General features: G+C 66.6%; 11 protein-coding genes. 6 read left to right on the forward strand and 5 right to left on the reverse strand.

The genetic code is table 11. From position 1 onward, the window contains the following. Positions 1-5 precede the first annotated feature (5 nt). From CFB39_RS36310 to CFB39_RS36320, 3 genes are all read left to right on the forward strand, one after another. Positions 6-1,013 (forward strand): Ku protein, encoded by a 1,008-nt coding sequence (locus CFB39_RS36310; RefSeq protein ID WP_089476639.1) that lies wholly within the window; start codon positions 6-8, stop codon positions 1,011-1,013. Positions 1,014-1,037: 24 nt separating this feature from the next. After that, positions 1,038-3,782: a DNA ligase D gene (gene ligD / locus CFB39_RS36315; protein WP_089476640.1), complete on the forward strand. Its 2,745-nt coding sequence runs from the start codon at positions 1,038-1,040 to the stop codon at positions 3,780-3,782. Between the two features lie 115 nt (positions 3,783-3,897). Next, complete coding sequence (locus CFB39_RS36320) at positions 3,898-4,446, forward strand: type 1 glutamine amidotransferase domain-containing protein (RefSeq protein ID WP_089476641.1); 549 nt, start codon at positions 3,898-3,900, stop codon at positions 4,444-4,446. 135 nt (positions 4,447-4,581) lie between these two features. Here the strand turns inward: CFB39_RS36320 and CFB39_RS36325 are convergent, their stop codons facing one another. Continuing rightward, positions 4,582-5,832, reverse strand: coding sequence for a phosphatidylserine decarboxylase family protein (locus tag CFB39_RS36325; protein WP_089476642.1), 1,251 nt, complete (start codon positions 5,830-5,832; stop codon positions 4,582-4,584). A 377-nt stretch (positions 5,833-6,209) separates the two neighbouring features. Between CFB39_RS36325 and CFB39_RS36330 the strand changes: the two genes are divergently transcribed. After that, complete coding sequence (locus CFB39_RS36330; RefSeq protein WP_089476643.1) at positions 6,210-6,785, forward strand: YbhB/YbcL family Raf kinase inhibitor-like protein; 576 nt, start codon at positions 6,210-6,212, stop codon at positions 6,783-6,785. Between the two features lie 156 nt (positions 6,786-6,941). Here the strand turns inward: CFB39_RS36330 and CFB39_RS36335 are convergent, their stop codons facing one another. The 4 genes from CFB39_RS36335 to CFB39_RS36350 form a co-directional block, all read right to left on the reverse strand. Further along, positions 6,942-7,598, reverse strand: a complete 657-nt coding sequence (locus tag CFB39_RS36335; protein ID WP_089476644.1) for a hypothetical protein — start codon at positions 7,596-7,598, stop codon at positions 6,942-6,944. 178 nt (positions 7,599-7,776) lie between these two features. Next, a complete protein-coding gene (locus CFB39_RS36340; protein ID WP_089476645.1) occupies positions 7,777-8,682 on the reverse strand; it encodes a lysozyme inhibitor LprI family protein in 906 nt (301 codons plus the stop codon). A 21-nt stretch (positions 8,683-8,703) separates the two neighbouring features. Continuing rightward, positions 8,704-10,623 carry a hypothetical protein gene (locus CFB39_RS36345; RefSeq protein WP_179257791.1) on the reverse strand — a complete coding sequence of 640 codons (1,920 nt, stop codon included), beginning with the start codon at positions 10,621-10,623 and terminating at the stop codon, positions 8,704-8,706. A gap of 124 nt (positions 10,624-10,747) precedes the next feature. Then, on the reverse strand, positions 10,748-11,569 hold the full coding sequence (locus CFB39_RS36350) for a hypothetical protein (RefSeq protein ID WP_144030371.1): 822 nt from the start codon (positions 11,567-11,569) through the stop codon (positions 10,748-10,750). 214 nt (positions 11,570-11,783) lie between these two features. Here CFB39_RS36350 and CFB39_RS39890 point away from each other — a divergent pair, with 214 nt between their 5' ends. Together CFB39_RS39890 and CFB39_RS36355 are read left to right on the forward strand one after the other, a co-directional pair. Then, positions 11,784-12,047, forward strand: a complete 264-nt coding sequence (locus tag CFB39_RS39890) for a hypothetical protein (RefSeq protein ID WP_144030372.1) — start codon at positions 11,784-11,786, stop codon at positions 12,045-12,047. 194 nt (positions 12,048-12,241) lie between these two features. Continuing rightward, positions 12,242-13,102 (forward strand): hypothetical protein, encoded by an 861-nt coding sequence (locus CFB39_RS36355; RefSeq protein ID WP_089476819.1) that lies wholly within the window; start codon positions 12,242-12,244, stop codon positions 13,100-13,102. Positions 13,103-13,157 lie beyond the last annotated feature (55 nt).

Genomic DNA, 13,157 nt, shown 5'->3' on the forward strand with positions numbered 1-13,157 from the left:
CATCGATGACACGCATGATCTGGAAAGGCGCGATCAGCTTCGGGCTCGTTCACGTGCCCGTGCAGCTGTTCCCGGCCACGCGCACCGTGAAGCCGTCGTTCCGGCTGCTCGACAAGCGCTCGATGGACCCGGTCGGCTATCGGCAGGTCAACAAGCGCACCGGCAAGGAAGTCACGCGCGAGGACATCGTGCGCGGCTACGAGTACGAGAAGGAGCGCTATGTCGTGCTGACCGACGACGAGATCCGCGCGGCGAACCCCGAGTCGACGCAGACCGTCGACATCGTCACGTTCGTCGATGCGGGCGCCGTGTCGTTCCTGTATCTCGACACGCCGTACTACCTCGTGCCGGACCGCAAGGGCGAGAAGGTCTATGCGCTGCTGCGCGACGCGCTGAAGGACAGCGGCAAGATCGGCATCGCGCACGTCGTGATGCGCGACCGCCAGCATCTCGGCGCGCTGATTCCGGTCGGGCCGCTGCTTGCGCTCGATACGCTGCGCTGGCAGGAGGAACTGCGGCCGCTCGACGAACTGTCGGTGCCGGCCGACGACGCGAAGCGTGCGGGCGTCAGTGCGCGCGAACTCGCGATGGCGAAGAAGCTGATCGACGACATGTCGGGCTCCTGGACGCCCGACGAGTATCACGACACGTTCCGCGACGACATCCTCGAGCTGGTCGAGCGCAAGGTGCGCGCGGGCCGCATCGAGGAAATCGAGGATCGTCCCGCGCAGACGGCGCGCACGGCGAGCAACGTGGTCGATCTCACCGAGCTGCTCAAGCGCAGCCTGAAGGGCGGCGGCGGTGCGCGTGCCGCGCGCGCGGACGACGACGAGGAAGACCGTGCGCCTTCGCCATCGACGGGCGCGCGGCGCAAGCCGGCAGCGAAAACATCCGCGAAGGGCGCGGCGAAGAAGCCGGCGAATGCATCGGCGAAGCGCGCGGCCGCGAAGCACGGCGCGACCAGCACGCACGCGGCGAAGAAGACCGCCGTGCGCCGCAAGCACGCGGCGTGACGATGCGGGAAGGAGGGTGACGCGATGGCCGGCAAGCTCGAACCCTATCGCCGCAAGCGCCGCTTCGACGCGACGCCGGAACCCGAGGGGGCGCACGGGCGACGGCGCGCGGATGCGGATACGGATGCTGACGCGAGCGTGCAGAAGGCGCATAAAGCGCGACCATCGGCACGCATCGCCCGGCCGCTGCGCTTCGTGATCCAGGAGCATCACGCACGGCGGCTGCACTACGATTTCCGTCTCGAACTCGACGGCACGCTGAAGTCATGGGCGGTACCGAAAGGGCCGAGCGTCGACCCGTCGGTGAAACGGCTGGCCGTGCACGTCGAGGATCATCCGCTCGAATATGCGTCGTTCGAAGGCGAGATCCCGGCCGGCCATTACGGCGCGGGCTCGGTCACCGTGTGGGACGAGGGCACGTGGACGCCCGACGGCGGCATCGCCCGGGCACGCGACGGCTACCGCGCGGGCAAGCTGACGTTCCGGCTCGACGGCACGAAGCTGCACGGCGGCTGGGCGCTGGTGCGCAGCGGGCGGCAGCAGGGACGCCAGGAGCAATGGCTGCTGATCAAGGAGCGCGACGACGACGCGCGCGATGCGGCCAGCTTCGATGTCGTCGCGCAGCAGCCGGGCAGCGTGCATGACGGCCGGACACAGGCGGCGCGCAAGGCGCCTGCCGATCCGCCGCATGACGGCGGGGCGCGCGCGACGGCGATCGATCTGTCGCAGGTGGAAGGCGCGGTGCGCGCGGCATTGCCCGAGCGCGTGACGCCGCAACTCGCGACGCTCGTCGATGCCCCGCCCGCGCACGACGACTGGCGCTACGAAGTGAAATTCGACGGCTACCGGATCCTGGCCCGGATCGCGGGCCGCGGTGCGCGTCGGCACGTCACGCTGATGACGCGCGAAGGCCGCGACTGGACCGCGAAGCTGCGCATGCAGCGCGACGCGCTCGCGGCGCTCGAGGTCGACAACGCGTGGCTCGACGGCGAGGCCGTCGTCCTCGGCGAGCACGGACTGCCCGATTTCCAGGCGCTGCAGAACGCGCTCGGCGCGGGCCGTTCGGACGCGGTGACGCTGTTCGTGTTCGACCTGCCCTTCGTCGACGGATACGACCTGCGCGATGCGCCGCTCACCGCGCGGCGCGCGCTGCTCGAACCGTTGCTCGCCGGCAGCGATCCTGCGCGGCTGCGCTACTCGCCCGATCTCGGCGACGACGTCGCGTCGCTGATCGCGAGCGCGTGCGAAACGGGGCTCGAAGGGTTGATCGGCAAGCGCGCGGATTCACGCTATCGCGGCGGTCGCTCGTCCGCGTGGATCAAGCTGAAATGCCGGCGGCGGCAGGAGTTCGTGATCGGCGGCTATACCGAGCCGTCGGGCAGCCGGCATGGCTTCGGCGCGCTGCTGCTCGGCGTGTACGAACCGGCCGCGGGCGGCAAGCAACCACGCGGCAAACCGCCGTTGCGCTATGTCGGCCGGGTCGGCACCGGGTTCGACACACGTCTGCTCGACCGGCTCGCGGCGACGCTGCGCCGGCACGAACGCGGCACGACGCCGTTCGATCCGCCGCCGCGCGAACGGTCCCGCACGCGCGTCCACTGGGTCGAGCCGACGCTCGTCGCCGAATGCGAATTCGCGGAATGGACCAGCGACGGCATCGTGCGGCAGGCGGCGTTCATCGCGCTGCGCGAAGACAAGCCGGCGCGGCAGATCGTCCGCGAAGTGCCGCGGCCAACCGAAACGGAGGCGACGATGAACGAAACCCGCGCGGCGCACGACGCATCCTCGCATGCCCCGCAACCCGATACGGCGCACGGCCAAAAGCACGGCGCGCGCGCGTCCGCGTCTGCCGGCGACACGCAGCGCGCGGCCGCCGCCGATCGTGTCGGCCGCGTGCGCATCACGCATCCCGAGCGGGTGCTCGATCCGCAAAGCGGCACGCGCAAGATCGACCTCGCGCACTACTGGCAATGGGTCGCGCCGTGGCTGCTGCCGGACCTGAAGGGCCGGCCCGTGTCGCTCGTGCGCGCACCGGGTGACATCGCCGGCGAACTGTTCTTCCAGAAGCATGCCGAGCGCCGCGAGATCCCGTTCGTCACGCAGCACGAAGGGCTCGATCCCGGCCACGGGCCGCTGCTGTCGATCGACAGCGTCGATGCGCTGCTCGGCGCCGCGCAGATGGGCACGGTCGAGCTGCACACGTGGAACGCGCACGCGTCGAACATCGAGCGGCCGGACCGCATCGTGTTCGACCTCGATCCCGATCCGGCGCTGCCGTGGCGCGCGATGATCGACGCCGCGCAGCTCGTGCGCGGGCTGCTCGACGAGCTGGGCCTGGCGTCGTTCTGCAAGACGAGCGGCGGCAAGGGGCTGCACGTCGTCGTGCCGCTCACGCGGCATGCGGGCTTGGACGACGTGAAGGATTTCTCGCGCGCGGTGGCGCAGCACGTCGCGGGCGCGCTGCCCGACCGTTTCACCGCGACGATGGGGCCGCGCCACCGGCGCGGCAAGATCTTCGTCGACTACCTGCGCAACGGCCGCGGCGCGAGCACGATCGCCGCGTATTCGGTGCGCGCGCGGCCCGGCATGGGCGTATCGGTGCCGCTCGACTGGGACGAGGTGCCCGACACGACGGGCGGGGCGCAATGGACGATCGACACGTTGCGCGAACGCCTCGATGCGTTGAAACGCGATCCGTGGGAAGGCTATGCGCATGCGCGGCAGCGCATCACCGCGTCGATGCGCGCGCGGCTGGGCGCTGAAACGTGAATGCTTCAACGCCGACGCGGCAGACGGTGGGTGCGTCCCATGGGAGGAAACGGCACGCCGCTTGCTGCGACACTGGCGCGGCACGACGTGTGTCGCGTCACTGAAGGAGGGCTTCATGAGCGGAAGACTGGTTCATTGCAAGGTGGCGATTCTCGCGGTCGACGGCTTCGAGGAAGCCGAACTCGTCGAACCGCAGCGTGCGCTTGCGGCCGAAGGCGCACAGGTCGACGTGATTTCGCAGAAGCCGGGCGAAATCCAGGGCTTCAGTCACGTCGACAAGGGCGCGCGCGTGAAGGTCGACCGCACGTTCGACGACGCGCGCGAGGGCGATTACGACGCGGTCGTGCTCCCCGGCGGCGTGGTGAACGGCGACGCGATCCGGATGGTGCCGGCCGCGCGCGAGTTCGTGACGGCGGCCGTCGGCGCCGGCAAGCCGATCGCGGCGATCTGCCACGGCGGCTGGCTGCTCGTGTCCGCCGGCCTCGTGGAAGGCCGCACGATGACGAGCTGGCCGAGCCTGCAGGACGACATCCGTCATGCGGGCGGCAAGTGGGTCGACCAGGAGGTCGTACGCGACGGCCCGTTCATCACCAGCCGCAAGCCGGACGACCTGCCGGCCTTCAACGGCGCGCTGATTGATTCCCTGGCGCCTCGGGCGGCGTGAACCCGTGGCGGCCGCGCCATGCGTCGTGTCACGCTGACCGACGCACCGGCCACGTTCCGCGGCATTACAAACCGTTGAAAACATTGCACCGCCAGCCGGCGTGCGTCGAGCCTGCGAGCCCGACGCACGTGCGACTCACCGTGCGATCGCGACCGGCGAGTTGACGTTCACGACGGCGGCGCCGTGCTCGAACGGCGGCGCATGCAGGAACCGGTCGATCACACCGGCTTCGAACAGCAGGCAACAGGTCGAGCCGCCGAACTGGAAATAGCCGATCTCGTCGCCCTTGTCGACGCGCTGGCCCGGCACGACGTCGATCACGCAGGACGACACGTCGCCCATGCCGACGAACACGGCGGCCACGGTGCCGATGCCGGGATCGTCGCAGGCAATCGCGACCACGGCGCGCGTCGCGACCGCCGTGATGTACCCCTGGGAGTCGTTCAGCCCGGCCGGGTCGGCGCCTTCCGCCTCGACGATCGAGTAGTAGGTGCCATGGACGCGGTACGCATGCGTGACGACCCCGCGCACCGGCGCGTGCCAGCGATGGTAGTTGTACGCGCTGAGATACGCCTGGTACAGGTCGCCGCCGACGAAGCGCTCGGCGAGCGACAGCCGGGCCGGCGTGAAGATGTCGCGCAGCGAATACGGTTGCGCCTTGATCCAGAACCGGTCGCGCAGCTTCACGTTCGATTCGATGTGGTACGGCGCGGCCTCGCACGCGCTGATGATCACGTGCGGATCGTCGGGCGCCGCGACGGGGCGCGCGCCGTCACGAAAGCGCCGCGTGAAGAAGTCGTTCCACGAAGTGAAGCCGCCGTGCGGCTGGTCGTCGCGATACTGGAACTGCGACAGCCCGATGCGCTTGCTCGCCGCGTCGCAGAACCAGCCGTCGGGCGCCGACGTGTCGAGATGCGCGCGCGAATGCGGGCCGCCCAGGAAGCCGCACCATACGTTCAGCACGTTCTGCAGATGCGCGTTGACGGCGGCGTCGCGAAACAGCGCATGGCCCGACGGCATGCACATCGGCCAGTCGAGAAAGGCGTTGATCGGGCACACGATCAGGCTCGCGTCGCTGAACGGCGGCGTGTAGGTCATCAGGTGATCCAGGACGGTCATCAACCCGTCGATCGACGTATAGCCGAGCCGGCGGCCCGATTCGACCGCCTCCTCGATCGCGCGGACGAGGGTCATGCGTAGCACCGCGTGGTCGTCGAACAGCCGCGCGAGTTCCTGCACGGCCGGCGTGCGCAGCCGGTCGCCGGCATGCGCGCGGGCTTCCGCCGCGACTTTTTCGCGGAACGCGGCCATGTGCGCTTCCTCGCGGGCCATCCATTCGCCGAGACGATGGCGCTGGGGCGGCGGCGGGTTGAGGTCGTTCGGCATCGTTGTCTCCGGGGGGCGATGATCGGGAATCGATGCAAGGAGCAATCTGCCTGCCCGGTCGGGGGATCGATCTTGCGGATCGAGTGCGCGCCCATGGCATGCCGCAAGCGCGACGAGCCGCTCCGGCATACGGTCGCGGATTGTTCTGTTTCACGCAACATGCTGATGTTGTCCGCCGACCTTCTGCCGAATTCACGATGATCCTAGGATGTGTCGCGCAGGCTGTCGCACAAGCACCAGGGTGAGCACGTCATGGTTGCGACTCATGGTTGAAGCGCGAGCCTTGAATCCGCGTCGACGACCGGAGCATGCACGGCATATTGCGTGTCAATCCGGTTGGGCGAAACATCACACCGAACTTCTCTCAGGATCTCGCCATGAGATGGGGTATTTTTCTGCGATCGAGTCTTTTCTCCACGGTACTTTGCGCAGCCGTGCCCGCAGTTGCTTTGGCTGAACCGCTGACTGTCACGGTTGACGATCTCGATCATGACGGTCAGTTCACGAATACTCAGGTGTACAACGGATTTGGATGTCGTGGCGACAACGTCTCGCCTCGCATCTCGTGGGCACACGTTCCGGCTGGTACCAGAAGCATCGTCGTCACAATGTACGATCCCGATGCCCCGACCGGGGGGCTCGGCTGGACGCATTGGGTGGTCGTCGATATCCCGCCTTCGGAAACGTCGATTCGGAAAGGGGCATCAGGCGATGTGCGGCTCATGCCGGTGGGCGCGCTCGAAACGCTGACTGATTTTGGCGAATCCCGGTACGGTGGGCCATGCCCGCCGCAAGGCGAGTCTCATCGCTATATCGTGACGGTATCCGCGTTGTCCATTCCGCGTGTCGACGTGAAACCGACGTCGAGTCCGGCGGTCGTTGCCTATCAGATGCATGGAAACATCCTTGGACAGGCACGATATATCGCGACTTACCACCGAGCATCGAATTGATCGTGAGCGCCGGTTTGCTCGCGGAACGATGTTCCGTTTGAGGGGGCGCAGAGGAAAGCCTGACAGGCATTGGCCGACCGCACCGCCACGATTCCAGGATCAATGAACTGCGATGGTTTCCGGGTGATCCGGCAGGCGCACGGCATGCGGTTTGCCCTATCGCACCAGTACCGCCTTCACGCAGGCCGGGCCCAGCGGCTCGCCGTTGTCGGAGAACGCCCTGACTGGGTAGACCCTGATATCCATGCGTGGCCGCTCGAACGCATCGAAGCTCCGCCGGCCATGTTCGCCGTAATGGGTGCGGCGACTGAACCCCATCGACTCCAGTGCCGCCGTGAATTGAGCGAAGGTGGGTTCACACGTCGTCAGCGGAGAAGCCTGCGTCCCGGGAATCGGATCAAATATCAGATCCACGCGCGGACCGGTATCTCCGACCGTCACGCGCTGGATACTGAACGCCCAGTTGCCCGGCAAGCGTTGACCATAGCCGAACTGACCGTTGCCAATCGCGGTGGTCTGCACGCCGAAGATGCGGTGTACCGTGTCGGGCGTGATGTCGGTAACCTGGCCGCTTGCCTGAATCAGCGCCAGCATGCGTTGCAGCGCTTGCGTCGTGCTCAGGTTGGCTGGCGCCGGGGATTCGATAGGCGATTCGCCCGCGGGGTCCGGCGTGACCGCGTCCGCAGGCTGTCCGTACACGCTGCCAAACGGGAGGCAGACACTCAATGCCGCCACGACGATCCCCCGCGTGACGAACCTGCTGTCGGTGCGCCGGGCTGAACATTCGGGGATACTGCATCGGGTCGGCGTCATGCTGAATCCTTGTGGCGGGTGATGATGGTCGGTAAGGAAAGCGATTCGCACTCCCGATGGATAACGCGAGCGGACTGGTTCGGTTCATGTGCGAGGAGGCTTCGCACCGGCAGAATCGTGCATGTCTTCATGCCTGCGTGGGAATGAACATCGCTGGTGCGCTCGACGCACGCGGTTCTCAGCGTGCCGCGCGAGGGTAGCGGCTGTCGGTCAGGCAGGCGCGTAGCCAGCCGGTGTCTTCCGTGCCCAGTTCGGCTTCGGCATCCAGCTTGGGTAGGGCCGTTGGCGTCAAGGCCGGGCGGCCCGGATGGAGATTCCAGCCGGCGGCCGCCTTGCGCGTCTCATCCGCATCCGGATCCGGACACGGGCTGCCGCCTTCTGAGCCGTCGCCGCACGCCGCAACGGTTTCCAGCCTGCCCTGGACGACGTTGCCGACCAGGCGCGTCTCGTAGTAGCCGCCGCTCGCCCAATCGTCCTGCAGGGTGCAGATCCTGTCGTGGTTCTGATAGCGGCGTTCGCTGAAGCAGCCATAGCTCAGGTGACCGTCGTGAGGCAGGAAGTCGCACCGGGTCTCGAATCCGGCGAACGGGCCACCCGTGAATTGCGTCAGAAAGGTGCGCTGCGCAAGGGCCGTTTCAAGCAGGCGCGGCGCGGCCTTGCCGCGTTCACTCAAGGTCTCGGTGCGCTGGCGGATCGCCTGCAGCAGGCTCGCGCGCAAGGCCTTGGCATTCGGTGCGCCGGGAAAATCGACCGGGTCCGCGAAACGCTTGTCGCGCGCCGCGAGCCAGCGCTTCTGACTGCGGACCAGCATCGCGCGCAATTCGCTATCGTTGCCCGCTTGCTGCATGACGGCCGTATAGGCTTTGCCCATTTCCGCATCGGCGGCCTTGAGTTTTTCATCGGCACAGATCGTGTGCTCGACGCGGTTGCCGGCCTTCTGGCAGTCGATCGCATGTGCGGAAGCCGCGGTGAAGAGCAGGGCGACACAGGCGATGTGCTGGAGGGTGGGTTTCATGCTGTTTTCCGTGCCGATTCGGTTGTTCGAAGCCTGGGTGAGGCCGCGCTTCAGGTTTTTGGCGGACATGGCGATGGTCCGGGCGTGCGCTCACCGCACGCCGAGCGAATAGTCCTGACCGTACACCGAGCGAAGTTCGCCCGGCTTGCCCAGGAGCTTGAGCGGGCGATACCTGGCGTTGGACAGGATGCGCGTGGCGCGCGGGTAGAACCCCGGGTCGGATGCGAGCCCCTGTATGTGCGCCATGTCGGCCGGGATACGCGTGAGGGTATAGCGCGTCAGGTCGCACTGGATCTGGCCGCTGACGATCTCGCAGGCTTGCTTGTCGTAGTCCGCGTTGGGCGGCGTGGGGTACAGCCCGTCGATCACGATGGCTTCGCCCCCCGCGACGCTGAACGAAGCAAATTCGCGCTTGAGCCGGGTCGAGACCGCCAGCCCGTCGACGGACTTCTCCCGGGTGACGGTCTTCCATCCCGCGGGCTCGGTCATCTCCGATACCGTTCTCTTCTCAGTCGCCCAGAATGCGCAGCCGCCGCTCTGGACGAAGACCGACGAGCAGTACGTATCCGTGACCTCACGGTCACGAAACTGCGCGTTGAACCATTCCTGCGACTGGATGAAGTCGGTGTTCTTCTTGGGCAGCAAGGCGATCTGCCCCAGCGGCGAACGCCCCGGCTTCTGCTGGGTGCCGAGCTGCGACATTGCGTTGGCGGTCGTCTCGTAGGTGTTGCCGGCGACCGTGTAGGTACCCGGATTGACGATGTAGACGAAGTACTGCGCGTTGCCCGCCACGAAGGTCGAGACATAGCCGTGCAGCCCCACTTCGTTGAAGGGTTCGTCCGGCCCCACGCGTATCACGTCACGGGCGTTGGCCTTGTTTTGCCAGATGGTGGTGGCGGTCACGTCGGTACGGAACGCCCATTTCTTCTCGTTGACGGCTTCGTCGCCGGTGTATTTTCTGTCGAGATTGATGGCGGGCACGATCACGAGGGACTTGCCGGCCACCACGGCGCGGTTGATCAGCCAGTCGATGCCGGCGTGCCAGCGTTCCAGCTTCCGCTCGCGGGGCAGCGCCGGCGGCTCTTTCGATTCGCCCGGCGGCGCCGCGGTGGCGGCCGAGACGAGCGAGCAGATTTCCTTGCGCAGCGTGTCGTCGTCCATCTCCTGCTTCGGGTTGAGTCGCGCGACCACGGAGATCACGCCCAGCGACTCCTCCAGCATGAAGCGGATCGGGAACGCGCGCTTCTCGCCCTGGTCCGGAAGCGGCTGGACGATCGTGACTTCGGTCAGCGTGCCGTGCCGTTCGTTCGACGTCACGCTCAGGTTTGCCGCGGTGGCCGCTTGTGTCAGCCGGGCGGCCGCGTCCGCCGGGTTCAGCGCCTTGATCGGCAACCAGGTGGTGTAGTGGCGGCCGGTGACGCCATCCAGCGCGGGGCGGAAGTTGTACGTGCAGGTGGTAAAGGCGGGCGCGCCCGGAAAGGCGTCGCCGGACGAGGCGGGCGCCGTGGCGGCCACGCCGGTGCTCGCTGCGCCGCGGCTCATGTCGACGCGGCCGAGCATGCCGCACATGCCGCCCCGGATGGCTTCGGGTGCTGCCTGCATGCCTGGGGGCAATGTCGTCGCCACGGAAAGGGTTTTCGTGTCCTGATTGGCCGTCAGCGTAATGGCGAATCCGCGGGCGCGGTCACTTTGCTGTTGCTGGATCGTCAGCTGGCCGGCCGAACCGGTGTAGTGCTCGTCGCCGATCAGGAAGCCGTCGCCCGCGGCGATCTGCTTGAGTTGCGCGATGGCGTTGCGTGCGTCCAGGCCCGGCACCGTGGCGAACGTCGAGAAGCGTGTGCCGGCGCCGGTGTCGGCTTCACGCTTGAAATTGGCCTCGCAGCCGGCCGCAGTCGCGGCGTGGTGCCAGCCGAGACCCAGCATGAGCCCAAGGAAGGTCAGGCGCAGGCGTGCGGAATTCATGATGGTGCTTCCCCCGTGTGGTGATGGCGTCAAGCCGATGTCTTCCATTCGATCAGCAGTCCGGATGGGCGGCGATGCGCCCGAAACTCGCTGCTTCGGCCGCCTTTGCGGCGGCAAGCAGGCGCCGGCATGCACGGCTCGTGCGAGTGCCCTGACGCCCAAGCGCGCCTGCTCACGCGTCGGCGCCCCTGCACTTCATGCTCGCGATACGTTGGTCCGGCCGGGTGCGGTAGAACACGAAGCTCGTCGCCCCCGGGCCCTGATTGCCGCCCTCTTCATCGACGTAGGTTTCCGCAAACACCGGCACGGCGGCGTTGGCGATGGTGACCCGGAAGAACACGTTGTTTTGTGTGTTGGGCGCGGTGGTGCCGTAGTCGAGCGCGCACCGGCCGGCGATGCGCTTGACCGTGGCGCGGCGGCCGAGCTGGCGCAGCAGGATGTCCTGCGTGTCGTCGCTCGGGTAGAACTTGCGCAGCGCGATCGACAGGACGGTGGTCGCGTTGCCGTTGAGGACGACGCCGACGTGGCCTTCGTTGTCCGTTTTGATGCCGGCGTCCTCGCCGACCTTGCCGTCCGGCACATCCACGTCGCCGAAGCCGGTGAGCAGCGTGCTGCCGCTACGGGTGTGCGCGGCCTCGGGGGAATGGCCGTCCGGATTGCCGAGCGGCTTCGCGTCGCTCCAGTGCACGCCGGGCAGGTTGTCGAACGCCGGCCAGGTTGCCGGCTTCGCCGCGCCGAATACGCCCAGCAGCGTTTGCAGCGGCGATGCAGGGGTCGTTTCCGGCACATGGACGGCCGGCAACGACACCGCGGATGCGGGGTCCGCCGTCGGGTTGGCGGGCGGCATGGCGCGCTTGCACGCGCTCAGGCCGATCAGCAGGACGCCGGCGGATAGCGCACACCACTTCAAGGTACGGCGCACATGTATTTGCCTGTCGCCGGCATGACGGGCGTGTGTCAACCGCCGAATAGCACTTTTATGAAACGTGTTCATTTCCCAACTATTAGGATCGGAAAATATATCGAGAAGTAGAAACACGGCGATCGTTGTGCGTGCGCCGATTGCCTCGGCTTTACTGATCGCAATTCTAGTCAAAGTAGATCGACTAGTATACATTCATCATATCGTTCTTCTAGCGTCGTCGCGGTGTGAACCGGATGCCAAGCGATGCAGGGGCGCCGAGTGTGGCCTGGGCAGGAATTTCACGATGACACGGACAGCCAGTATCGATGAGATCGCCCGTAGCCTGAACGGGTTGGAGCCACCCTGGCTGCCCGCCTATGACATGCGGGCCTATGCAGCAAAGGTGGATTCGGAATGCGGATATAGCTCGGAAATGATGGTCGCCCTCGAGATCAATACGCGAATGTTCGAGGAAGTCGTTGCGTACGTGCATTTGTGCGGCGCGTTCGCACCGCTGCATCCATCCACGGCGCGGCAGTACGAATGCGTGCGCAACGACTCGGCCTAAATCGACGATGTGCTCGCACACCATGCGACCGGCGCATGTCCTACGTACACGGGGTTGCTGGCGTCGTTCGTCGATCGGGGCATCGTCGTGCGACGTGCGCCAGGTTGAGATTCCGCCCCAGTAACGGCTTCATGCCGCTTTCCTTTCGACTGCGACGCATCGCATTCGCAGTCGCGATCAGGACCCAGCTCAAGATGACCACGCCTTCCGGACGCCCTGCCATGCAGACAAGAACCCTCAAGAAAGCCACTGCTTTGTTCGCCCGGGTCAACCGGGCGACCGCCGACCGGTCGCGTCGATGCGCGTCGGCTGTTGGCGCGACGGCCGGGCTATTGCTCGCCGCCAGCATGTTTTCCGGGTGTGCGCCGCTGTCGGCGACCGCGCCGGCGGATCCTCAACAACAGGCTGTCGCAGAACAGCGGAATGCGAATGCGTTGTATAGCCAGAAGGTGTTGGCATACAAGCCGATGTTCGAGAATCCTGGCGGCTATGGTCGAGCGCAGATACTGGATGCGTACGAGGCGGTCCTCCAGCAGTACTCCGCCGCTGCGATCGTGTATGCCCGCATCATCTATCCGGACGCTCGACAGACGCTTCCACCGTCGCTGCAGCCATTGCCGGCGCCGTCGGGGCCGGTCACGCTGGCGGTCGTCAATCGCGACTACGAACATGTGCTCGGCATGAGCGCTGCGTTGTGGGAAATGGATATGGCGGCGAACTTTGGCCGGCCGTCGAAATTGCCGATACCGAAATACAACGGCCCGGTGCTGATCATGCCGCCTTTGCCGCCGTTTCCGCCGCTGCAGGATGTTCGCGATCCGAAGTTCGCGCGGCTCGTGACGATGACGAAGAAAGTGGACGACGCGCAGAAGGCGGATCTGGCACGAGAGCACGCCGCGATCGAGCAACAGTATGCGGAGCAGGCTGCGTGGCGGGCTCGACACCCCATGGGGCAGTATGACCACATCGATCCGAGGACCGGACTGCCGTATGCGCCTCCGCCACAGGAGACGCAGCGCTGGTGCATGATGGGCGGCGGCCGGGTGCCTTGCTGAAACCGCTGCGCGCAACGGTCATTGCGGCATCCGTTTCCGACGTGAGGCCGTCTGC

Origin of the sequence: Burkholderia sp. AU6039, assembly GCF_002223365.1 — a bacterium.
Taxonomy (GTDB): Bacteria; Pseudomonadota; Gammaproteobacteria; order Burkholderiales; family Burkholderiaceae; genus Burkholderia.